The sequence below is a fragment of the Burkholderia sp. AU33423 genome, from assembly GCF_002223135.1.
Lineage (GTDB): Bacteria > Pseudomonadota > Gammaproteobacteria > Burkholderiales > Burkholderiaceae > Burkholderia > Burkholderia lata_D.
Genome location: NZ_NKFH01000005.1, coordinates 786,342 through 809,566 on the forward strand (window position 1 = coordinate 786,342; position 23,225 = coordinate 809,566).

Sequence of the window (23,225 nt, forward strand, 5' to 3'; positions counted from 1 at the left end):
GGCGGCCGGCGCGCTGCCCTGCCAGTCGCGCGCGTCGCCCGACGCGCGCCAGCGCCCCCTGTCGCTACAATAGGCGCCATGAACGCCCCCACCTCCTCCGACACGCCTGATTCCGGCGACGCGCACATCGCGCGCAACCGGCTCGAGGCGCACCTGGACGCCGCGCCGCGTGCGTGGCCGCTCGACATCGTCGCCGCCACCGGTTCGACCAACGCCGACGTCGCCACCCGGCTCAAGGCGCTGCCGCGCAACGCGAACGCATTGCCCGCGCCGCTCGTGCGCGTCGCGTTCGAGCAGACGGCCGGCCGCGGCCGGCAGGGCCGCCCTTGGTTCGCGCAGCCCGGCAATGCACTGCTGTGCTCGGTCGGCTGCATCGTGCCGCGCCCCGTCGAAGCACTCGGCGGCCTCAGCATCGCGATCGGCGTTGCGCTCGCCGAAGGGCTGGCCGCGCTGCCGCTCGACGCCCATACGCGCGTCGCGCTCAAATGGCCGAACGACCTGCTGCTGACCGCCACCGACGACGGCACGCCGCGCATCGTCGGCAAGCTCGCCGGGATCCTGATCGAAACCGCGTGGACCAGCGCCGACGCCACCGCCGTCGTGATCGGCTTCGGCATCAACGTGCGCGGCGCGGAGGCCGTCGCCGCACAGGTCGACGCGCTGCGCGCGCGCGAAGCGACACTCGCGAGCGGGCTGCCGCCCGCCGCGCTGTCGATCGCGTGCGCATCGGCCAACCTCACCGATACGCTCGCCGCGTCGCTGAACGCACTCACGCCCGCGCTCGCGCAGTTCGGTGCCGAAGGGCTCGCGCCGTTCCTGCCGCGCTGGCACGCGCTGCACGCGTACGCGGGGCGCGAAGTCGTGCTGCTCGAACAGGGCGTCGAACGCGTGCGCGGCATCGCGACGGGCATCGACGCGACCGGCCAGCTGCTGCTCGATACGCCGGACGGCGTGCAGGCGATCGCCGCCGGCGACGTGTCGCTGCGCGAAGCGCAATGAACGAGCCGCACCTGCTGATCGATGCCGGCAACAGCCGGATCAAGTGGGCGCTCGCCGATGCGCAGCACACGCTCGTCGAGACGGGCGCGTTCGGCCACACACGCGACGGCGGCACCGATCCCGACTGGTCGACCCTGCCGCGTCCGCGCGGCGCGTGGATCTCGAACGTCGCGGGCGCCGACGTGGCCGCCCGGCTCGACGCGCTGCTCGATGCACGCTGGCCGGGCCTGTCGCGCACGACGATACGCTCGCGTCACACGCAATGCGGCGTGACGAACGGCTATACGACACCCGACCAGCTCGGCAGCGACCGCTGGGCCGGCCTGATCGGCGCGCACGCGGCGTTTCCGGGCGAGCACCTGCTGATCGCGACGTTCGGCACCGCGACGACGCTCGAGGCGCTGCGCGCGGACGGCCGCTTCACGGGCGGGCTGATCGCGCCGGGCTGGGCGCTGATGATGCGCGCGCTCGGCACGCACACCGCGCAGTTGCCGACGCTGACCACCGACATCGCGAGCGGCCTGCTCGCGGGTGCGCAGGCCGAACCGTTCCAGGTCGATACGCCGCGCTCGCTGTCGGCCGGCTGCCTGTACGCGCAGGCCGGGCTGATCGAACGCGCGTGGCGCGATCTCGCCGATGCATGGCAGGCGCCCGTGCGGCTCGTGCTGGCCGGCGGCGCGGCGGACGACGTCGCGCGTGCGCTGACGCTCCCGCATACGCGGCACGATGCATTGATCCTGTCCGGCCTCGCGCTGATCGCCGCGGCAGCGGCATCCGCAACGCCGACGCAGGCGTGACGGAAAAGCGCCGGCCTCGCGCCGGCGCACGGCAACGCGCGCCCATGCGGGCCGGCGTCACGATGACGGTGAAGAACGGGCCGCGTCATGACGGCAGCCCGCACGCACGGTCAACGGAAGGAACGAAATAGCCGGCCATGCGGCCGGCCCGATTGAATGACGTGAACCACGTCAATGACGACGAGGAGTGTCGACGATGCTGCGCTGGCTGATCGCTGTTCTCTTTCTCGCCAACATGCTTGCGTTCGTGGTGACGCGCGGCGTGTTCGGGCCGCTGCCGGCAGCCGGCCCGCGCGAACCGGGCGTGCTGGCGCGGCAGGTACGGCCCGATGCGCTGCGCGTGACGCCGCTCGCACAGGCCACCGACCAGCCTGTCATCGGCAGCCCGATCGCGCCGCCGGCCGTCACGGCCGAGCCGCTCGCGGCGTCCGCGCCCTGACCGAGCCGGGCCGCGCTCAGGACTGCTGCGCGCGCACCTTCTTCAGCAACGCGGTGGTCGAGCGATCGTGCTCGAACGGAATCGCCAGCGCCCGGCCACCCCAGCCACGCACCAGCGCCGATTCCGGCAACGCATCCATGTCGTAGTCGCCGCCTTTCACGAGGATGTCCGGCCGGACGGCCTCGATCAGCGACACGGGCGTCTTTTCCTCGAACGTCACGACCCAGTCGACGCTTTCCAGCGCCGCGAGCAGCGCCGCGCGGTCTTCCTCGCGATTGATCGGCCGGTCGTCGCCCTTGCCGAGCATGCGTACCGACGCGTCGCTGTTCACGCCGACGATCAGGCATGCGCCGAGGGCTTTCGCGTCGGCGAGATACGTGACGTGGCCGCGGTGCAGGATGTCGAATACGCCGTTGGTGAACACGACGGGCGACGGCAGCGACGCGCGCAGGGCGACGAGGGCATCACGGGTGATCAGCTTGCGTTCGAAGGTGGCGGACATGATGGAAGTCGGACGGAATGGGCAACGGCGCACGCGGCGGCGGCGCCAGATAAAAAGCCCGCCGGACTGACCGGGCGGGCTTCATGCAACGGGTGCGACATCGCGCAACGCGGCCGGCGGGATTCACGCCGGCTGCGGCGCCAACCGGCCTCAGGCCGGCTGCGCGGCCGACGACGGGCCGCTTTCGGCCTGCAGGCGGCCGGTGACTTCCTTGCGGTAGCGGTTCAGCTCCTGTGCGGTCGCGAACGTGCGCTCGAACAGGATCGACAGGTTGTGCAGGATCCGCTCGACCACCTTCTTTTCCCACTCGCCGTCGAAACGGATCTGCTCGTCGAGCCAGCGCTCGAGCCATTCCGGATCGGGCAGGCGCGACTGCACGGTGTCGCGCGGGAACAGCGCCTGGTTCACGTGCAGGTTGGTCGGGTGCAGCGGCTTCTCGGTGCGGCGCGCCGACGCCATCAGCACGCCGATCTTCGCGAACGCGGCACGTGCGACATCGCCGCAGTTGTTCAGCGCCTTCTTCATGTAGCGCAGGTACGCGCCGCCGTGGCGTGCTTCATCGCGCGAGATCGTTTCGTAGATCTGCTTGATGACCGGCTCGGTGTGCCAGTCGGCCGCGCAACGGTACCAGTGGTTCAGGCGGATCTCGCCGCAGAAGTGCAGCATCAGCGTCTCGAGCGGCGGCGCCGGGTCGAACTGGAAGCGCACCGCGTGCAGTTCCTCTTCGGTCGGCACCATTTCCGGCTTGAAGCGGCGCAGGTATTCCATCAGCACGAGCGAATGCTTCTGCTCTTCGAAGAACCACACGCTCATGAACGCGGAAAAGTCGCTGTCGTGCTGGTTGTCGCGCAGGAACATTTCCGTCGCGGGCAGCGCCGACCATTCGGTGATCGCGTTCATCTTGATCGTCTTCGCCTGCTCGTCGGTGAGCAGCGAAGCGTCGAACTTGTCCCACGGAATGTCCTTCTCCATGTCCCAGCGGACGGCTTCGAGCGATCGGTAAAGTTCCGGATAAAGCATCGTGTTCATGATGGTCCCACCCCTGTTCTGCGCAATGCGACTTCTCTAAACGTGACTGTTGCCGCGCAAGCACGCCCGAGCGCGCTTTTTGCAGCCAAGACTGTAATTTTACGCGGGAAACCGACCCGCCGGACGGTGATTCCTCGTCCAGCAGCCGGGCGGCCGCGCCGCCGCCGTTGCGGCATGCCGCAACCACGCTCCGCGAACGGAACCGGCTGCACGCTTGCCTGAGTGGGGACCGGCGCTGGCCGGCTCGTTGGCGCGCCCGTCCCCTGCCCCAGGCGGGTTCCCCGAAAGGTCCCGTGCGGATGCCGGATCGGCGGGCTGCTCGATATGGTGTATACGGCGGCGGCCATGATATCACGCGTGCATGACGGTTCCGAGACGCCTGCCCGGTCGTGCGCCGCCAATTTCGGTGCGGCGATCGGTCGCGGGCGACCGTCGCGAAAACGCAACCTTACATTGTCCTGCAAGCATCAGACCCGTATTTCGCCGGTCGCGAGGCCGTCTTCCGGCGGCATACCGGCGGTCGGCGCGCTGCCGCCGTCCGCCCGCGCGATCCACCCGGCCAGCGTGTCGCGCTGCGCGCGCCCGTCGCGGTAGCCGAGCTCGATCAGTTCACGCGTAAACGCCTCCTCGAACAGCAGGTAGCTCGCGAACGACGCGCCGGCCGGCTGGCTGCCGCCGATCGCGCCGAGCAGCCCGCGCATCGTCGCCGGCATCTGCTTCAGGTGCTTAGCGGCGATCAGCTCGATGCGCTCGGACGGCGCGATCGCGAGCACGTCGACGTGCCGCCAGCCGCTGTCCATCTCGACCTGGTGCGGCAGGTGCTCGATCATCCGGTTGATGTGCTCGATGCGCTCGATGTCCGAGCCGATCGAGTCGAGGAACACGCTCGCGAGCACCTGCTGGCCGATCTGCGCGGGCGTCGGGTAGCCGCGTACCAGCCCTGCGCCGTTCGCGGCCGGAATCTCGGGCCGCGGGTCGGCCGCGCCGACCACGACGATCCGGTCCGCGCCGAAGTGGATCGCCGGCGACAGCGGTGCGATCTGCCGGATCGACCCGTCGCCGAAGTATTCGATCTGCCCGTCGAGCACGAGCGGCACGGCCGGGAACACGAACGGAATCGCCGACGACGCGAGCAGGTGCGACGCCGACAGGTCGACCAGCCGCGCGGTGCGCTGCGCGCGCCGCCACGCCTGGATCGGCTGGGCCGCCTGGTAGAACGTGAGGTGCCGCCCGCTCGAATAGCTGAGCGCCGTCACCGCGAGCGCGTGCAGCAGGCGCGCCTCGAGCATCTGTTCGATCCGGTGGAAACTCAGCTCGCGCTGCAGCAGATGGGCGAGCGGCGCGTTGTCGAGCAACCCGCGCGGCGAACGGCGGGCCGCCCAGCCGAAGGTCATCGCCGCGAGCCAGCGCGCGCCGGCGGCCGCGATACCGAGCCAGTCGGTGCGGTACACGTAATCCGCGCGCAACGGCTCCCAGAATTCGAGCAGGCGCCGCACGCCATGGGAAAAGTCGTCCGCGTGGCTCGCGATCGACGTCGCGTTGATCGCGCCGGCCGACGAGCCGCACACGACCGCGAACGGCAGCGTGTGCCGCTGCGGATCGGCTTCGAGCGCGATCTCGGCCAGCGCCTTCAGCACGCCGACCTGATAGGCAGCACGTGCGCCGCCTCCCATCAGAACGAGCGCGAGCCGCATGATCGACCTGCTACCTGCGCCGCGTCACGTCGAGCGCTTCGGCGGACGGGTTTCGGGCGACGATGCGGCTGCCGCGCGCGCCGCGGCCGAACCGGCCGCACCGGCCGACTTCGCGCGCTTCGCGGCAGGCTTGCGCGGCGCGGCGGCGGCCGGTGCCGGCTTCGCGGCCGGCTCCGGCGCAGCGGCCGCGTCCGGCGGCGCATCGCCCGGCGCCGCGGGCTGCATGCCCGGCTGCGCCATCGCGAGGCTCGCGAGCTGGTTGAACTGCGACTGCAGCAGGCTCCACCAGCCCGATGGGTCGAAGGCCTGCTGCGCGGCGTCGCCCGACGCTGCCTCCGACGCATCAGCATCCGGTGCCGGCGGTGCGTCGCCCGACGCGTGTTTCGCCGCATGCGCGGCCGCGACGGCCGCTTCCTCGGCCGCCGACATCGAGCTCTGCGCGAACGCGCCGAACGCACGCAACGTCGCGAGCGTCGCGCGCTGCACCTCGAGCGCCTGGATCGCGGACTGCAGCATCCCGAGATTGAGCTTCAGCCACTGCTCGACCGCGCGCAGATCGGTGATCCGCTTGTCGAGTTCCTCGACGCTCGTGAGCGGCGCCATCATGTCGGACATGCTCGACAGCGACGGCGGCAGCCCTTGCGTGGCGCCCGGGAACGACGTCATCCCGCCGAACGGCGACATCCGCATCATGTCCCACATCCGGTCCATCATGTCGGCGGGCTTGAAGCCGGCAAAGCCGGCGAAAGGGTTGGAGCCGGAGGCATCGGTCGTCATACGGGCATCCTGGTTGACTGGGTGAGAGCGAGGCGGCCGCCATGCGTCGCGCGAGCCGCGCCTGGATCGATCATAGCGCCAGCGCGTGTCAGAACGGCGCGTCGCCGGGAAACTCGGGCGGGCGCCGCTCGCGCAGCGAGCGAATGCCTTCCTGCACGTCGGGCCCCGAAAAACCCATGAATTCGAGCGCCAGCGACGTATCGAAGGTCGGCCCGGCCGTGCGCAGCCAGTTGTTCAATGCGTACTTGGTCCAGCGGATCGCCGACTGCGAACCGTGCGCGAGCCGCTCGGCCACTTCGTAGGCCTTCGGCAGCAGGTCGGCCGGCTCGACCGCGAGCGACACCAGCCCGATCCGCTCGGCCTCCTCGCCGCTCACCGGCTCGCACAGCATCAGGTAGTACTTCGCCTTCGCCATCCCGCACAGTAGCGGCCACACGATCGCCGCATGATCGCCGGCCGCGACGCCGAGCCGCGTGTGACCGTCGATGATGCGCGCATCCTTCGCGGCGATCGAGATGTCCGCGAGCAGCCCGGCGACGAGCCCCGCGCCGACGGCCGGGCCATGCATCGCCGACACGATCGGCTTGCTGCAGTTGATCACGTTGTAGACGAGGTCGCGCGCCTCGCGCCATACGCGGGCACGCACGTCGAAGTCGTTCGCCATGTCCTCGACGAGCGCGAGGTCGCCGCCCGCCGAGAAGCCCTTGCCTTCGCCGCGAATGACCGCGACGCGCGTGTCGGGATCGCGGTCGACGTCGCGCCAGATGTCGGCGAGCTCGCGATGCATGCGTGCGTTCGCGGTCGCGAGGCCGCTGCGGTTCGCGCCCTCGCCGCTCATCACGATGTCGAGCACGCCATGGTCGCGGCGCGTCACCTTCAGTGCTTCGTAACCGCCGTACGCGGCGAGATTGGCCATGCGCTGCTCCTTGCTCGAGGTTCTCGAACCCCTGAATCGAGTGTAGCCAAGCCCGCGCGGGCAAACATCAGGCGAAACCCGGCGCGCGGGCCGGGCCCGGGTTTCGCGAAAGCGGAGCGCTGCGTGCTCCGCGTGACTTACGCCGCGCCGTCGGGCGGCGCGACCGACTGCTCGATCGCGCCGAAGATCGACTTGCCGGCCGTGTCGAACATCTCGATGCGCACGGTGTCGCCGTAGCGCATGAACTCCGTCTGCGGCGCACCGTGCTCGATCGTCTCGAGGCAGCGCTTCTCGGCGATGCAGCAGTAGCCGCGCTTCGCGTCCTTGTTCGACACCGTGCCCGAGCCGACGATCGAGCCGGCGCGCAGGTTGCGCGTCTTCGCTGCGTGCGCAATCAACTGGCCGAAGTGGAACACCATGTCGGTGCCCGCATCGGGCTGGCCGACCTTCTTGCCGTTCCAGTGGACGATCATCGGCCGGTGCACGCGGCCTTCGCGCCATTCGTCGCCGAGCTCGTCGGGCGTCACGGCGACCGGCGCGAACGCGGTGGCCGGCTTGCTCTGGAAGAAGCCGAAGCCCTTCGCGAGCTCCGCCGGAATCAGGTTGCGCAGCGACACGTCGTTCACCAGCGTGACGAGCCGCACGGCCTTCAACGCTTCGTCGGGCGTCGCGCTCATCCGCACGTCGCCGGTGATCACCGCGACTTCCGCCTCGAAATCGATGCCCCATTCCTCGGACGGGCACACGACGTCGTCGCGGGCCCCGAGAAAATCGTCGCTGCCGCCCTGGTACATCAGCGGGTCGGTCCAGAATTCGGGCGGCATCTCCGCGCCGCGCGCGCGGCGCACGAGCTCGACGTGGTTCACGTACGCGGAGCCGTCGGCCCACTGGAACGCGCGCGGCAGCGGCGCCATGCAGTTGGCCGGATCGAACGCGAATGCATTGCGCGCGCGGCCGTGGTTCAGTGTGTCGTACAGGTCGCGCAGCTGCGGCGCATAGAACGCCCAGTCGTCGAGGACGCGCTGCAGCGTCGGCGCGATCGCGTCGGCGATCGCCGCGGTGTGCAGGTCGCGCGACACGACGATCAGCTGGCCGTCGCGCGTGCCGTCCTTCAGCGAAGCAAGTTTCATAGGGGGACTCTGGCGTTGTAGTGACGATGGAGGGAATCTATTTTACGATGGTGAATCCCTGCGGCGCGCGGCGATTGTGCGCGCTGTTTTCGCCCCGATTCCTTTCGCCTTTTCGCGCACCTGCCGCCCATGCCCGCCAGCCCGCTTCCCGACGACGATCTCGCCGACTCCGACACCGACGACGCCGCGTCCGGCGAGCACGGCGAGAAGGTCCGCTCCGGCATCCAGTCGATCGAGGTCGGCTTCCGCCTGCTCGACGTGCTGACGAGCGAGCCGCGCGCGATGATGCTGCGCGACCTCGCGCAGCGCGCGGGCATGAGTCCTGCGAAGGCGCACCGTTACCTGGTCAGCTTCTCGCGGCTCGGCGTGGTGTCGCAGGACCCCCTCTCGGGCCGCTACGAGCTCGGCGGCTTCGCGCTGCAGATGGGGCTCGCACGGCTCGCGCGCGTCGACGGCGTGAAGCTCGCGCGGATCGCGCTGACCGAATTCCGCGACCGGCTCGACCAGACGGTCGGCATCGCCGTGTGGGGCAACCAGGGGCCGACGATCGTGCACTGGATGGAATCGAGCCACCCGGCGAAGGCGTCGCTGAAGCTCGGCGACGTGATGCCGCTGCTCGGCTCCGCGACGGGGCTGCTGTTCGCCGCGTACCTGCCGCGCAGCAAGACCGCCGCGATGCTCGAGCGCGAACTCGCCGATACGCGCCGCTCGCCGCACCACGGCGGCCCGCGCACGCTCGACGAGGTCGACGCGGTGCTCGCCGACGTGCGCCGGCACGAGGCCGCGCGCGTCGAGGGGATGCTGCTGCCGACGATCCACGCGTTCTGCATGCCCGTGTTCGATGCGGTCGGCGAACTCGCGCTCGCGATCGTCGCGCTCGGCCAGGAAGGCTCGTTCGACATTGCATGGGGCGGCGAGATCGACACCGCGCTGCGCGCCTGCGCGCAGAAACTGTCTTACGAACTCGGCTATAGTCCCGACGCGCGCGACGCCTGACGCATCCGGCACCTGCCCGTCACGCAGCGCGAACGCGCGGCGCATTCGACAGTCCGATTCCTGTGGCGCGCGCTGCGCGCCCGACGTCACGCGAACGCCCCGATCCTGTTCCGATGCCCATGCAGCCTGCCGACACCCGCCCGAGTCACGCCTTGCCCCGCCACTGGCTGCGCGTGGGCATTGCGCTCGTCATCGTGCTGGTGCTGCACGCGCTCGCCGCGTTCTGGCTGATGCGCAACCGCGATGCGTTCACGCCGCCCCTACCCGCCGAAGTCCCCGTGCAGATCGAGCTGCTGAAACCGCAACCGATCGAGCGCGCGCCCGCGCCGCCTGCGCCGAAGCCGGTCGAGCAGCCGGCCGCGCCCGCACCGGCGGCCCCGAAGGCCGCCGCACCGAAACCCGCGCCTGAGCCGGTCCTCACGTCGACGCAAACGGCCGAGCACGGCGAGCCGCCGGCCGCCGCGTCCGCGGCGAGTGGCGTGCCGGCCGCATCGGGCGCACATGCCGCGTCGGCCGCCAGCGCCGCCAGCGCCACGACGTCGGGCCCCGCGACGAACGGCGTGAAGTTCACCGCACCGCCGTCCGGCGATCTCCAGTACGACACGTTCTACAACGGCATGCAGAACATGATCGGCACGATCCACTGGCGCACCGACGGGCACACTTACGACCTGTCGGTGTCGATGCCCGTGCCGTTCGTCGGCCCGTTCACCTATCGCAGCGAAGGCCGCATCGACGCGTTCGGCGTCGCACCCGACCGCTACGTCGAGAAGCGCGGCAAGCGGCCGGAAGACATCGCGATCTTCAACCGCGAGATCCGGCAGGTCGTGTTCACGCGCACGCCGAACAACGCGCCGCTGCCCGACGGCGTGCAGGACCGCTTCAGCATGCTGATGCAGCTGTCGGGGCTCGTGCGCGGCAATCCGTCCGCGTACAAGCCGGGCGTCACGCAGCAGTTCTTCGTGATCGACAACAACAGCGGCGAAACCTGGCCGATCACCGTGATCGGCGACGAGCAGGTGCAGACGCAGGCCGGCATCATCGGCGCGCGGCACTTCATGCGCCTGCCGCGGCGCGACGGCGACACGCGCCGCATCGACATGTGGCTCGCACCGTCGCTCGGCTGGCTGCCCGCACGGCTCGTGCAGACCGAACCGAACGGCGCGCAGATCGAGCTGTTGTGGCATGGCCGGCTCGCGGCGCCGGGCGCGTCCACCGACGAAGCACCGGCAGGCGGCGCAACGCCTGCGCCCGCCGGTGCACCGACGCCCGACGCATCGGCCGCTCCCGCCGCGGAACCGGCACAACCCGCGCCGCCGGCCACCGTGCAACCGCCGGCACAACCGGCTGCACCGCCCGCGCCATCGCCTGTCACATCGCCTGTCACACAGTGAACTCGCGCGCGAACGCACGCGATTCGGCAATTTCGACCGATTACAGATTTCCGTGAAATGGCCGATGACACTCTTTAACAACTATTTCCGTCCACCGGCAGACAATGGGAAACGTTTCATAGACATCGGCTTCTAACCGATACACCCCATGCAGACGGGAACGGGGTGTGCAGCGCAAGCCCCTTGAAACCGGCAAGGCTCGCCCCACCTAGGGGACAACAAGGCCAGATGCCACTGCGAAGAGGAGTGCCGCCATGCAAATGATCTACAACAGCCCCAACTACTGCGTCGTCGAATTCGCGCCGCAGGCCGGCCACCACCTGATGAATGCCGGCGGATATGAAATCGTCGACAAGAACGCGCAGCGCGAAATCTTCATCGACGGCGAACTTGCCGAACGATTCCGCGCGCACGTGAAGCAGTTGATCGAGGATGAACCGTCGCTCGATGAAGTCGACGAATTCCTCGGACAATTCGACAGCCTGATGATGATGCCCGTCGTGCTGCACTGACGACCGCGGCCCGGCGCCTCGTGCGCCCGGGCCATTCGCCGCGCATCGACGCGGCGCCGCGAGCACTCCGATCATGCCCCCGCCCGGTTCGCCGGCGGGGGTTTTTCATTTGGCGGCCCGGCCGGCGCGGCGCAAGGCCGGGCGGCGCCCATGCGCACCGGCTACAATGACGGTTTTCCCGTCTTCGCCGGTCTTTCGCCCATGTCTGCGACTCCTCTCGCCGCTTCCGTCCCGCTCGACGCGCCCTACACGCGCGGCGCCGCACTGCCTGCGCTGCTCAAATCGCGCATCCTGATCCTCGACGGCGCGATGGGCACGATGATCCAGCGCTACAAGCTCGACGAAGCCGCGTATCGCGGCGAGCGCTTCAAGGATTTCCCGCGCGACATCAAGGGCAACAACGAACTGCTGTCGATCACGCAGCCGCAGATCATCCGCGAGATCCACGACCAGTACTTCGCGGCCGGCGCCGACATCGTCGAGACCAACACGTTCGGCGCGACGACCGTCGCGCAGTCCGACTACGAAATGGAAGATCTCGTCGTCGAGATGAACATTGAATCGGCGAAGCTCGCGCGCGAAGCGGCTGAGAAATACGCGACGCCGGACAAGCCCCGCTTCGTCGCGGGCGCGATCGGGCCGACGCCGAAGACGGCCAGCATCTCGCCGGACGTCAACGATCCGGGCGCACGCAACGTCACGTTCGACGAGCTGCGCGCGTCGTACTACCAGCAGGCGAAGGCGCTGCTCGACGGCGGCGTCGACCTGTTCCTCGTCGAGACGATCTTCGACACGCTGAACGCCAAGGCCGCGCTGTTCGCGCTCGACGAGCTGTTCGAGGACACCGGCGAGCGCCTGCCGATCATGATCTCGGGCACCGTCACCGATGCGTCGGGCCGGATCCTGTCGGGCCAGACGGTCGAGGCGTTCTGGAATTCGCTGCGTCATGCGAAGCCGCTCACGTTCGGCCTGAACTGCGCGCTCGGCGCGGCGCTGATGCGCCCGTACATCGCCGAGCTCGCGAAGCTGTGCGACACGTACGTATCGTGCTACCCGAACGCGGGCCTGCCGAACCCGATGGCCGAGACGGGCTTCGACGAGACGCCGGACGTCACGTCGGGCCTCCTGAAGGAATTCGCGCAAGCCGGGCTCGTGAACCTCGCGGGCGGCTGCTGCGGCACGACGCCCGAACACATCGCCGAGATCGCGAAGGCGCTCGCCGACGTGAAGCCGCGCCGCTGGCCGAACCAGTACAGCGACAACGCCTGACCCGACCGCCCCACGTCCTTCATCACCAGAATTCGCACCGCCATGACCGATCACATGATGCGCCTTGCCGGCCTCGAGCCGTTCAACGTCACGCCCGGGACGCTCTTCATCAACGTGGGTGAGCGCACCAACGTCACCGGCTCGAAGGCGTTCGCACGCATGATCCTCAACGGCCAGTTCGACGAGGCGCTCGCGGTCGCGCGCCAGCAGGTCGAGAACGGCGCGCAGGTGATCGACATCAACATGGACGAGGCGATGCTCGATTCGAAGGCGGCGATGGTGCGCTTCCTGAACCTGATCGCATCGGAGCCGGACATTGCGCGCGTGCCGATCATGATCGACTCGTCGAAGTGGGAAGTGATCGAGGCGGGCCTGAAGTGCGTGCAGGGCAAGGCGATCGTGAACTCGATCTCGCTGAAGGAAGGCGAGGACGCGTTCCGCCACCACGCGCACCTGATCCGCCGCTACGGCGCGGCGGCCGTCGTGATGGCGTTCGACGAAACCGGCCAGGCCGATACGTTCGCGCGCAAGACCGAGATCTGCAAGCGCTCGTACGACTTCCTCGTGAACGAAGTCGGCTTCCCGCCGGAAGACATCATCTTCGACCCGAACATCTTCGCGGTCGCGACCGGCATCGAGGAGCACAACAACTACGCGGTCGACTTCATCGAGGCGACCCGCTGGATCAAGCAGAACCTGCCGTACGCGAAGGTGAGCGGCGGCGTGTCGAACGTGTCGTTCTCGTTCCGCGGCAACGACCCGGTGCGCGAGGCGATCCACACCGTGTTCCTGTACCACGCGATCCAGGCGGGGATGGACATGGGCATCGTCAACGCGGGCCAGCTCGGCGTGTACGCCGATCTCGACGCGGAGCTGCGCGAGCGTGTCGAGGACGTGATCCTGAACCGCCGCGACGATTCGACCGACCGCCTGCTCGAGATCGCCGACAAGTTCAAGGCAGGGGGCGCGAAGAAGGAAGAGAACCTCGAGTGGCGCAACCAGCCGGTCGAGAAGCGGCTCTCGCATGCGCTGGTGCACGGCATCACGAACTTCATCGTCGAGGATACCGAAGAAGTGCGCGCGAAGATCGCCGCGGCCGGCGGCCGCCCGATCAACGTGATCGAAGGGCCGCTGATGGACGGGATGAACATCGTCGGCGACCTGTTCGGCCAGGGCAAGATGTTCCTGCCGCAGGTCGTGAAATCGGCGCGCGTGATGAAGCAGGCGGTTGCGCACCTGATCCCGTTCATCGAGGAAGAAAAGCGCCTGCTCGCGGAAGCGGGCGGCGACGTGCGCGCGAAGGGCAAGATCGTCATCGCGACCGTGAAGGGCGACGTGCACGACATCGGCAAGAACATCGTGTCGGTCGTGCTCCAGTGCAACAACTTCGAAGTGGTCAACATGGGCGTGATGGTCCCGTGCAACGAGATCCTCGCGAAGGCGAAGGTCGAGGGCGCGGACATCATCGGGCTGTCGGGCCTCATCACGCCGAGCCTCGAGGAAATGGCGTACGTCGCGTCCGAAATGCAGCGCGACGACTACTTCCGCGTGAAGAAGATCCCGCTGCTGATCGGCGGCGCGACGACCTCGCGCGTGCACACGGCCGTGAAGATCGCGCCGCACTACGAAGGCCCGGTGGTCTACGTGCCGGACGCGTCGCGCTCGGTGTCGGTCGCGTCCAGCCTGCTGTCCGACGAAGGCGCGACGAAGTACCTCGACGAGCTGAAGTCCGACTACGAACGCATCCGCGACCAGCACGCGAACCGCAAGGCGCAGCCGATGGTCACGCTCGCCGAGGCGCGCGCGAACAAGACCAAGGTCGACTGGGCGGGCTACCAGCCGGTGAAGCCGAAGTTCATCGGCCGCCGCGTGTTCAAGAACTACGACCTGAACGAGCTCGCGCAGTACATCGACTGGGGCCCGTTCTTCCAGACCTGGGATCTCGCGGGCCCGTACCCGGCGATCCTGAACGACGAGATCGTCGGCGAATCGGCGCGACGCGTGTTCTCCGACGCGAAATCGATGCTCGCGCGCCTGATCCAGGGCCGCTGGCTGACCGCGAGCGGCGTGATCTCGCTGTTGCCGGCGAACACCGTCAACGACGACGACATCGAAATCTACAGCGACGAGTCGCGCTCGGAAGTGCTGCTCACGTGGCGCAACCTGCGCCAGCAAAGCGTGCGTCCGGTGGTCGACGGCGTGATGCGGCCGAACCGCTCGCTCGCCGACTTCATCGCGCCGAAGGAATCGGGCGTCGCCGACTACATCGGGATGTTCGCGGTGACGGCCGGCCTCGGCGTCGACGCGAAGGAAAAGCAGTTCGAAGCCGACCACGACGACTACAGCGCGATCATGCTGAAGGCGCTCGCCGACCGCTTCGCGGAAGCCTTCGCGGAAGCGATGCACGCGCGCGTGCGGCGCGAGCTGTGGGGCTATGCGAGCGGCGAGACGCTCGACAACGATGCGCTGATCGCGGAAAAGTACGCGGGCATCCGCCCGGCGCCCGGCTATCCGGCCTGCCCCGACCACCTGGTGAAGCGCGACATGTTCGACGTGCTGCGCGCGGACGAGATCGGCATGAGCGTGACCGACTCGCTGGCGATGCTGCCAGCCGCGAGCGTGTCGGGCTTCTATCTCGCGCATCCGGACAGCACGTATTTCTCGGTCGGCAAAATCGGGCAGGATCAGCTCGAGGACTATGCGCAGCGCATGGCGCTGTCGCTCGACGACGCGCGCCGCGCGCTCGCGCCTCAGCTGTAACCGCGTCGACTGCGGCGACGCGCCGCTTCCATCGCCACGCGCCCCGATCCAGGGGCGCGTCGCACAACGGCATGATTCATCAGGATACCTAATCTCAATAATCGAGATCGAAGTCCGTGCAGCGCCGAGCTTTCGGCCAACGCGCGCGGGCGACATGACACGCCCTTCTCCCTAAATCATTCCCGCCATGTCGACCTTCGAGATCCGGATCACCGAAACGCCAGTGGACAGCGCGAGTCCGTTCCCGCCGACGATCTACCGCGGCGAGCGCTGGGATCTGAGCCATCTGCGTCCGTTGACATTCACCTGCGATCTGGAAACCGGCTTCGACGTGACGGTTCTGGTCCTGTTCTCCTGTCACTGCTTCACACGCAGCTTCAAATGGGACGGACGCACCCGCGACGCCATTCCGGACGACGAGATCTACGACGACGGCCGCGAGACACGCGTGCTCTGTGCGGACCGGTATCGCGCGTCACGGCAGCTGCTGCGCGGCGTGATCGTCGGGCTGGCGACGCGCCGGATCGTCGTCGCGGATGAACGGCAACCCAATTTCGTCACGGTGGAAGCGGTCGCATCGGACGGCACGCACCGCTGGTATGCCGTGTTCTTCGAGGTTGCGAAGGACAGGATCAGGAAACGCCGGCTCATCCTGCGCGTGCAGTCGGCCTACATGCTGGATGGCGGCCTGAACCGGCGCCAGCGGGAAGCCCGGAAAGTCGCGTTGCGCACGTTGCTGCGCGCAAGCCTGGAAGGCCGCAAGATCCGGGCGTAGAAAAACCAACGGCCGCCTTTCGGCAGCCGTCGCATGCGGGACTCTCTTTCCGTCTTTCGACGAAATACCCACTCCAGGTGGGACCCGATTGCTCGGGCGGCGCTATGTTTTCGCACCCGCTTTCACATAGTCTTGCATTGAATTATAAGGAATTTCACCTTTCGGTCAAGGCAGGCGCCGCGCTCCCACCCCGATTTCGTGGCCGCCGTCCGGTCGGCGCGAATTTAATCAGACAAATGAAAAAGCCCGCTCGAACGCGGGCTTTTTCCTGTCCGGCGAACCGTTCGATCCGCCAGGCAACGAAGCTCAGAAGCCCCAGTGCACGTCGGCTTCGCCGGCTTTCGCTTCGCGCAGCATCGTGAGGAAGGGCGCAACGCGCTGTGCCAGGCTCGCCGGCACTTCGTGGTGCGCGTGGTCGGCTTCGTCCTCGTGGAAATGGCCGGCGTGCTCGGCGCGCTCCTGCTTCGCCTGCGCGACCGCGCCTTCCAGCTTGGCGATCGCGTGGTCCAGCTCGTCGTGCGTAATCACACCGCGCTCGCCCAGCTGCTTGCCGACGAGACCCAGCACATACACGGCGAAATCCTTCAGCACGTCGAGATCCTGTGCCGCCTTGCTCTTGAACGTAATCATGACAATTCCCTTTTCATCTTGTTGTGCCTGCGCGGCGCGGTTGGGGAACGCCGGCAGACCGGCGTCCGGCCTCGCGGACGCGGGCCGCCTGAGCGGCATATTAGCACCTGTTAAAATTCTGCGATCCCTGAAACGCGCGCTTAAAAAGCGCGCCGGCGGGCCGGCGTTTCCGGCCGCCACCAACGAAGCCTTCTACCAGCATGCTGCCAGCACACAAACAGACCCTCGAAGCCCTGCTCGCGGATAGCGTCAAGCAGGTCGCACACGCGCTGAAAGGCGCCGACGCGGCATCCGTCGCCCCCGTCATCACGCTGGAGCGCCCGAAGGTCGCCGCGCACGGCGACGTCGCGTGCAACGTCGCGATGCAGCTCGCGAAGCCGCTCGGCACGAACCCGCGCCAGCTCGCCGAGCAGATCGTCGCCGCCCTCACCGCCCAGCCGGGCGCGCAAGGCCTCGTCGAAGCCGCCGAGATCGCCGGCCCGGGCTTCATCAACCTGCGCCTGTCGGCCGCCGCGAAGCAGGCGGTGATCGCCGCCGTGTTCGACCAGGGCCGCGCGTTCGGCACGTCCGATCGCGAGAAAGGCAAACAAGTGTTGCTCGAATTCGTGTCGGCGAACCCGACCGGCCCGCTGCACGTCGGCCACGGCCGCCAGGCCGCGCTCGGCGACGTGCTCGCGAACGTGATCGCGAGCCAGGGCTACGCCGTGCACCGCGAGTTCTACTACAACGACGCGGGCGTGCAGATCGGCAACCTCGCGATCTCGACGCAGGCGCGCGCACGCGGCCTGAAGCCGGGCGACGCGGGCTGGCCGGAAGCCGCGTACAACGGCGAATACATCGCCGACATCGCACGCGACTACCTGAACGGCGAAACGGTCGCCGCGTCGGACGGCGAGCCGGTCAAGGGCACGGGCGACGTCGAGGATCTCGACGCGATCCGCAAGTTCGCGGTCACGTACCTGCGTCGCGAGCAGGACATGGATCTGCAGGCGTTCGGCGTGAAGTTCGACCAGTACTACCTCGAGTCGTCGCTGTACAGCGAAGGCCGTGTCGAGAAGACGGTCGACGCGCTGATCAAGGCCGGCATGACCTACGAGCAGGACGGCGCGCTGTGGCTGCGCACGACCGACGAAGGCGACGACAAGGATCGCGTGATGCGCAAGTCGGACGGCACGTACACGTACTTCGTGCCGGACGTCGCGTACCACGTGACGAAGTGGGAGCGCGGCTTCACGAAGGTGATCAACATCCAGGGTTCGGACCACCACGGCACGATCGCGCGCGTGCGCGCCGGCCTGCAGGGCCTGCACATCGGGATCCCGAAGGGCTACCCCGACTACGTGCTGCACAAGATGGTCACCGTGATGCGCGACGGCCAGGAAGTGAAGATCTCGAAGCGCGCGGGCAGCTACGTGACGGTGCGCGACCTGATCGAATGGTCGGGTGGCGCGGCGGCAGGCCAGGAAGCGGCGCCCGACCTGATCGACGAAGCGACCATCACGCGCGGCCGTGACGCGGTGCGGTTCTTCCTGATCTCGCGCAAGGCCGATACCGAGTTCGTGTTCGACATCGACCTCGCGCTGAAACAGAACGACGAAAACCCGGTCTACTACGTCCAGTACGCGCATGCGCGGATCTGCTCGGTGCTCAACGAGTTGAAATCGCGCTACAACGTCGACGTCGCGCAACTGCCGGGCGCCGACCTGTCGCAGCTGACGAGCGCGCAAGCGGCGTCGCTGATGCAGAAGCTGGCCGAGTACCCGGACATGCTCACGCACGCGGCCAACGAACTGGCACCGCACGCCGTTGCGTTCTACCTGCGCGACCTCGCTGGCGAATTCCACTCGTTCTACAATGCGGAGCGCGTGCTGGTCGACGACGAAGCGCCGCGCAATGCGCGCGCCGCACTCCTCGCCGCGACGCGGCAGGTGCTCGAGAATGGCCTGGCGGTGCTCGGCGTGTCCGCGCCCGCCAAGATGTAAGGCAGCAAGCGGCCCGAACCGGGCAGCGAATGGCTGCGGCTGGAGCGCCCGCCGTCGGATGCCCGCCGCCGGGTGCCCGCCGCCGGGTGCCCGTCGCAGCCTTTTCACGATTCTTTTTGCAGGTGACTCAAGCAATGGCACAACCACGCCGAACTTCGAAGCAATCGAAACAAGCCGGAGGGACATTTCTTGGAATCGTGCTGGGCCTGATCGTCGGCCTCGCGATCGCCGTGGTGGTGGCGCTCTACATCACGCGTTCCCCGTCGCCGTTCGTGTCGAAGGTCGCGCCGCCGCCGGCCGACAACGGCGCGAGCCAGCCGCAGCAGTTCGATCCGAACCGCGCGCTGCAGGGCAAGACGCCGGGCCAGCCGGTGCCGCAGGCCGCGCAGCCTGCACCGCCGAACACCGCGCCCGGCCAGGCCGCGAACCAGACCCAGGGCGGCCTGCTGCCCGAACCGCAGATCGTCGAAGTGCCGCCGCAGGCCAACGGGTCGAGCGGCTCGAACAACACCGGCAGCTCGAACAACACGACCGCGTCGAACAATACGTCGTCGAGTAACGGCGTCGCCGTCGCGCCGAAGCCGGCCGACACCACGCCGCCGCCGAAGAAGACGCAGCAAGCGCAGCAGCAACAGCAGCAAGGCGGCGAGGACGACCTCGCCCGCTTCGCCGCGCAGAAGCAGGCGCAGCAAGCCGCCGCGCAAAAGCAGCAACAGCAGCAACTGGCCGCGAACACGCCGAAGCCGAACTCGTCGGCCACGGCCGCCGCGGCAGCGAAGCCGCCGACCGCGAACGACGCGAATACCGGCTACTTCCTGCAGGTAGGTGCGTACAAGACGGAAGGCGACGCCGAGCAACAGCGCGCGCGCCTCGGCTTCCAGGGCTTCGAGTCGAAGGTGTCGAAGCGCGATGTCAGCGGCGTGACGTATTTCCGCGTGCGCGTCGGCCCGTTCTCGAAGTTCGAGGATATGAACTCGGCCCGCCAGCGCCTGTCCGATGCAGGTGTCGACACGGCGGTGATCCGTTTCACGAAGCAGTAAGCAACCGGCCGAGCCCACTCAGAACCCGTTACGTCCCGTAACCCGAGCAACTGATTCGACGTTCACAACATGAAAAAACTGCTTAGCACGCTCCTTCTGTCCCTGGGCCTGGCCGCCGGCCTCGCGCAGGCTTCGCCCGCCGCGCCGGTCGCCGGCAAGGACTTCGAGGTGATGAAGTCGCCGCAGCCGGTGTCCGCACCGGCCGGCAAGGTCGAGGTGATCGAGTTCTTCTGGTACGGCTGCCCGCACTGCTACGAATTCGAGCCGACGATCGAGGCCTGGGTGAAGAAGCAAGGCAACAACATCGACTTCAAGCGTGTCCCGGTCGCATTCCGTGACGATTTCGTCCCGCATTCGAAGCTGTTCTACGCGGTGTCCGCGCTCGGCATCTCCGAGAAGGTCACGCCGGCGATCTTCAACGCGATCCACAAGCAGAAGAACTACCTGCTGACGCCGCAGGCGCAGGCCGACTTCCTGGCCACGCAAGGCGTCGACAAGAAGAAGTTCACGGACGCGTACAACTCGTTCAGCGTGCAGGGCGAAGTGAACCAGTCGGCCAAGCTGCTGAAGGACTACGCGATCGACGGGGTACCGACGGTCGTCATCCAGGGCAAGTACAAGACGGGCCCCGCTTACACGAACAGCATCCCGGGTACCGCCCAGGTGCTCGACTTCCTCGTGAAGCAGGTTCAGGACAAGAAGCTCTGATCCCCGCCCGCGCGCCGGCATGACTACTCCGCTGAAGGTCTTCATCACCGGCGCATCGAGCGGCCTCGGCCTCGCGATGGCCGAGGAATACGCCCGCCAGGGCGCCACGCTCGCACTCGTCGCGCGCCGCACCGATGCCCTCGATGCGTTCGCGCGGCGCTTCCCGACGCTGTCCATCTCCGTCTATTCCGCCGACGTGCGCGACGCCGATGCGCTCGCGGCGGCCGCCACGTCGTTCATCGCGACGCACGGCTGCCCCGACGTCGTGATCGCGAACGCAGGCATCAGCCAGGGCGCCGTCACGGGCCAGGGCGATCTCGCGACGTTCCGCGACGTGATGGACATCAATTACTACGGGATGGTCGCGACGTTCGAGCCGTTCGTCGGCCCGATGACGGCCACGCGCCACGGCACGCTGGTCGGTGTCGCGAGCGTGGCCGGCGTGCGCGGGTTGCCCGGTTCCGGTGCATACAGCGCGTCGAAATCGGCCGCGATCAAATACCTCGAGGCGCTGCGCGTCGAACTGCGGCCGGCCGGCGTCGGCGTCGTGACGATCGCGCCCGGCTACATCCGCACGCCGATGACCGCGCACAACCCGTACCGGATGCCGTTCCTGATGGACGCCGACCGCTTCGCGGCGCGTGCGGCCCAGGCGATCGCGCGGCAGCACGCGTTCCGCGTGATTCCGTGGCAGATGGGCGTCGTCGCGAAGGTGCTGCACGTGCTGCCGCGCTGGCTGTACGACCGCCTGTTCGAGAAGGCGCCGCGCAAGCCGAAGGCGGGCGCGCACTGACGCCCCGGTGAGCGCCGGCCCGCGTGAAGCTTCGCGGGCCGTCTCTCCGTCTCTCCGTCTCTCCGTCTCTCCGTCTCTCCGTCTCTCCGTCTCTCCGTCTCTCCGTCTCTCCGTCTCTCCGTCTCTCCCGCTCTCCGCATCACCGCCTCTCCACACCGACGCCTGGCGGCTTCGACGCTTGGATTCACCGCACGCCCGCGCCGTCCCCGACGCGCTGCCGTCCCGCCTCCCCGGTCCCAGCGCTCTTCCGCCCGCAGCCTCCTTCGCGCCACTCGCCGCCCCAACACCCGTTCCGTCGCGAACGCAGCCGTTTTTCGGTCAATTCGCCGCGTTCAGGCGCCTTTTTTCACGCGTCGCGCGCTTTGACGGTATGCTATTCGCCAGCCGCGCCGGCCCTGTCCGCTTCCGGGCCGCGCCCGCATCCCGTCACCCAGCAAAAAACACAAGCCACGTGGGAGATCCTATGCAGGTCAAGCTGTTCGCCGCGGCCACGCTCGCCGCCGCCCTCGCCGCCCCCGGCCTCGCCGCCGCCAAGCCGCTCACCGTGTGCACCGAATCGAGCCCGGACGGCTTCGACGTCGTGCAGTACAACTCGCTCGTCACGACCAACGCCTCGGCCGACGTGATCTTCAACACGCTCGTGTCGTACGACGAAGCCGCGAAGAAAGTCGTGCCCGCGCTCGCCGACAAATGGGACGCGAGCGCCGACGGCCTCACGTACACGTTCCACCTGCGCCCGAACGTTGCGTTCCAGACCACCGACTATTTCAAGCCGACCCGCGCGCTCGACGCGGACGACGTCGTGTTCACGTTCTCGCGGATGCTCGACGATGCGAACCCGTGGCACAAGGTGGCCGGCGCGAGCGGCTTCCCGCACGCGCAGTCGATGGGCCTCGTGAAGCTCGTGAAGTCGGTCACGAAGGTCGACGACAGCACCGTGAAGTTCGTGCTGAACGAGCCGAACGCGACGTTCGTGCCGATCCTGACGATGGGCTTCGCGTCGATCTACTCGGCCGAATACGCGGACCAGTTGCTGAAGGCCGGCAAGCAGGCCGACCTGAATGCGAAGCCGGTCGGCACCGGCCCGTTCGTGCTGAAGAGCTACACGAAGGACGCGCTGATCCGCTACGACGTGAACCCGACCTACTGGGGCACGAAGCCGAAGGTCGACCGGCTGATCTACGCGATCACGCCCGATCCGTCGGTGCGCCTGCAGAAGGTGAAGGCCGGTGAATGCCAGATCGCGCTGTCGCCGAAGCCGCAGGACGTGCTCGCCGCGAAGGGCGAAAGCGCGCTGAAGGTCGCGCAGACGCCTGCATTCATGACCGCGTTCGTTGCACTGAACACGCAGAAGAAGCCGCTCGACAACGACAAGGTGCGCGAAGCGCTGAACCTCGCGTTCGACCGCGCGACCTACCTGAAGGTCGTGTTCGACAACACCGCGACGGCCGCGAACAACCCGTATCCGCCGAACACGTGGAGCTACGCGAAGGACGTCGCGCCGTATGCGTACGATCCCGCGAAGGCGAAGCAGCTGCTTGCGCAGGCCGGCTTCCCGAACGGCTTCTCGACGACGATCTGGACGCGCCCGACCGGCAGCGTGCTGAACCCGAACCCGAAGGTCGGCGCGGAGCTGTTGCAGGCCGACCTCGCGAAGATCGGCGTGAAGGCCGAGGTCAAGGTGATCGAATGGGGTGAGCTGATCAAGCAGGCGAAGCTCGGCCAGCATGACATGCTGTTCATGGGCTGGGCCGGCGACAACGGCGATCCGGACAACTACCTGTCGCCGCTGTTCAGCTGCAATGCGGTGAAGTCGGGCATCAACTTCGCGCGCTTCTGCGACACGCAGCTCGACAAGCTGATCGCCGACGGCAAGTCGACCGCCGACCAGGCCAAGCGCGCGAAGCTGTACGAAGCCGCGCAGAAGATCATCCACGACCAGGCGCTGTGGATTCCGCTCGGCTACCCGACCGCGGCCGCGCTCACGCGTACGAACGTGAGCGGCTATCACGTGAGCCCGTTCGGACGGCAGAACTTCACGTCCGTCGCCGTGCAGTAACGCGACCCTCGCGCGTGGCGCGCA

21 protein-coding genes are annotated in these 23,225 nt (G+C 68.0%); 14 read left to right on the forward strand and 7 right to left on the reverse strand.

Annotated elements, in window-relative coordinates; genetic code table 11:
* Window positions 1–78 precede the first annotated feature (78 nt).
* The 3 genes from CFB50_RS16165 (at window position 79) to CFB50_RS16175 (ending at window position 2,235) form a co-directional block, all read left to right on the forward strand.
* Window positions 79–999, forward strand: coding sequence for a biotin--[acetyl-CoA-carboxylase] ligase (locus CFB50_RS16165; RefSeq protein WP_069248972.1), 921 nt, complete (start codon window positions 79–81; stop codon window positions 997–999).
* Window positions 996–1,796, forward strand: coding sequence for a type III pantothenate kinase (locus CFB50_RS16170; RefSeq protein WP_089446511.1), 801 nt, complete (start codon window positions 996–998; stop codon window positions 1,794–1,796). Before CFB50_RS16165 ends, CFB50_RS16170 begins: the two co-directional genes overlap by 4 nt.
* A gap of 196 nt (window positions 1,797–1,992) precedes the next feature.
* Window positions 1,993–2,235, forward strand: a complete 243-nt coding sequence (locus CFB50_RS16175; protein WP_069249376.1) for a hypothetical protein — start codon at window positions 1,993–1,995, stop codon at window positions 2,233–2,235.
* Between the two features lie 16 nt (window positions 2,236–2,251).
* Here the strand turns inward: CFB50_RS16175 and rfaE2 are convergent, their stop codons facing one another.
* From rfaE2 to CFB50_RS16210, 6 genes are all read right to left on the reverse strand, one after another.
* On the reverse strand, window positions 2,252–2,737 hold the full coding sequence (gene rfaE2, locus CFB50_RS16180; protein ID WP_069248974.1) for a D-glycero-beta-D-manno-heptose 1-phosphate adenylyltransferase: 486 nt from the start codon (window positions 2,735–2,737) through the stop codon (window positions 2,252–2,254).
* A gap of 150 nt (window positions 2,738–2,887) precedes the next feature.
* Window positions 2,888–3,766: a diiron oxygenase gene (locus CFB50_RS16185; protein ID WP_011353352.1), complete on the reverse strand. Its 879-nt coding sequence runs from the start codon at window positions 3,764–3,766 to the stop codon at window positions 2,888–2,890.
* Window positions 3,767–4,233: 467 nt separating this feature from the next.
* Window positions 4,234–5,460 carry a patatin-like phospholipase family protein gene (locus tag CFB50_RS16195; protein WP_089446512.1) on the reverse strand — a complete coding sequence of 409 codons (1,227 nt, stop codon included), beginning with the start codon at window positions 5,458–5,460 and terminating at the stop codon, window positions 4,234–4,236.
* 24 nt (window positions 5,461–5,484) lie between these two features.
* Window positions 5,485–6,237, reverse strand: coding sequence for a PhaM family polyhydroxyalkanoate granule multifunctional regulatory protein (locus CFB50_RS16200; RefSeq protein WP_089446513.1), 753 nt, complete (start codon window positions 6,235–6,237; stop codon window positions 5,485–5,487).
* Window positions 6,238–6,325: 88 nt separating this feature from the next.
* Complete coding sequence (locus tag CFB50_RS16205; RefSeq protein ID WP_069248977.1) at window positions 6,326–7,153, reverse strand: enoyl-CoA hydratase/isomerase family protein; 828 nt, start codon at window positions 7,151–7,153, stop codon at window positions 6,326–6,328.
* A 137-nt stretch (window positions 7,154–7,290) separates the two neighbouring features.
* Window positions 7,291–8,283 (reverse strand): fumarylacetoacetate hydrolase family protein, encoded by a 993-nt coding sequence (locus CFB50_RS16210; RefSeq protein WP_089446514.1) that lies wholly within the window; start codon window positions 8,281–8,283, stop codon window positions 7,291–7,293.
* Window positions 8,284–8,412: 129 nt separating this feature from the next.
* Between CFB50_RS16210 and CFB50_RS16215 the strand changes: the two genes are divergently transcribed.
* The 6 genes from CFB50_RS16215 (at window position 8,413) to CFB50_RS16245 (ending at window position 15,989) form a co-directional block, all read left to right on the forward strand.
* Window positions 8,413–9,279 carry an IclR family transcriptional regulator gene (locus CFB50_RS16215; RefSeq protein WP_089446515.1) on the forward strand — a complete coding sequence of 289 codons (867 nt, stop codon included), beginning with the start codon at window positions 8,413–8,415 and terminating at the stop codon, window positions 9,277–9,279.
* A gap of 113 nt (window positions 9,280–9,392) precedes the next feature.
* Window positions 9,393–10,673: a DUF3108 domain-containing protein gene (locus CFB50_RS16220; RefSeq protein ID WP_089446516.1), complete on the forward strand. Its 1,281-nt coding sequence runs from the start codon at window positions 9,393–9,395 to the stop codon at window positions 10,671–10,673.
* A 254-nt stretch (window positions 10,674–10,927) separates the two neighbouring features.
* On the forward strand, window positions 10,928–11,185 hold the full coding sequence (locus CFB50_RS16230; RefSeq protein WP_006477667.1) for a BTH_I0359 family protein: 258 nt from the start codon (window positions 10,928–10,930) through the stop codon (window positions 11,183–11,185).
* Between the two features lie 201 nt (window positions 11,186–11,386).
* Window positions 11,387–12,454: a homocysteine S-methyltransferase family protein gene (locus CFB50_RS16235; RefSeq protein ID WP_089446708.1), complete on the forward strand. Its 1,068-nt coding sequence runs from the start codon at window positions 11,387–11,389 to the stop codon at window positions 12,452–12,454.
* A gap of 42 nt (window positions 12,455–12,496) precedes the next feature.
* Entirely contained in the window at window positions 12,497–15,214 is a 2,718-nt protein-coding gene (gene metH, locus CFB50_RS16240) for a methionine synthase (RefSeq protein ID WP_179254195.1), read from the forward strand.
* A 187-nt stretch (window positions 15,215–15,401) separates the two neighbouring features.
* Complete coding sequence (locus CFB50_RS16245) at window positions 15,402–15,989, forward strand: hypothetical protein (RefSeq protein ID WP_089446517.1); 588 nt, start codon at window positions 15,402–15,404, stop codon at window positions 15,987–15,989.
* Between the two features lie 306 nt (window positions 15,990–16,295).
* Here the strand turns inward: CFB50_RS16245 and CFB50_RS16250 are convergent, their stop codons facing one another.
* Window positions 16,296–16,619 carry a DUF1840 domain-containing protein gene (locus CFB50_RS16250; RefSeq protein ID WP_089426439.1) on the reverse strand — a complete coding sequence of 108 codons (324 nt, stop codon included), beginning with the start codon at window positions 16,617–16,619 and terminating at the stop codon, window positions 16,296–16,298.
* A gap of 200 nt (window positions 16,620–16,819) precedes the next feature.
* On the opposite strand from CFB50_RS16250, the gene argS reads away from it, so the two are divergent.
* The 5 genes from argS to CFB50_RS16275 all read left to right on the forward strand — a co-directional run bounded on the left by argS (window position 16,820) and on the right by CFB50_RS16275 (window position 23,201).
* Window positions 16,820–18,601 carry an arginine--tRNA ligase gene (argS, locus tag CFB50_RS16255; protein ID WP_089446518.1) on the forward strand — a complete coding sequence of 594 codons (1,782 nt, stop codon included), beginning with the start codon at window positions 16,820–16,822 and terminating at the stop codon, window positions 18,599–18,601.
* 134 nt (window positions 18,602–18,735) lie between these two features.
* Window positions 18,736–19,641: an SPOR domain-containing protein gene (locus CFB50_RS16260; protein ID WP_089446519.1), complete on the forward strand. Its 906-nt coding sequence runs from the start codon at window positions 18,736–18,738 to the stop codon at window positions 19,639–19,641.
* A 69-nt stretch (window positions 19,642–19,710) separates the two neighbouring features.
* Entirely contained in the window at window positions 19,711–20,349 is a 639-nt protein-coding gene (locus CFB50_RS16265; RefSeq protein WP_039346369.1) for a thiol:disulfide interchange protein DsbA/DsbL, read from the forward strand.
* 19 nt (window positions 20,350–20,368) lie between these two features.
* The gene (locus CFB50_RS16270; protein ID WP_089446520.1) at window positions 20,369–21,142 is read left to right on the forward strand and encodes an SDR family oxidoreductase; all 774 of its coding nucleotides are present in this window, start codon (window positions 20,369–20,371) and stop codon (window positions 21,140–21,142) included.
* Window positions 21,143–21,605: 463 nt separating this feature from the next.
* Window positions 21,606–23,201: an ABC transporter substrate-binding protein gene (locus CFB50_RS16275; RefSeq protein WP_069248988.1), complete on the forward strand. Its 1,596-nt coding sequence runs from the start codon at window positions 21,606–21,608 to the stop codon at window positions 23,199–23,201.
* The last annotated feature ends 24 nt before the right edge of the window (window positions 23,202–23,225 follow it).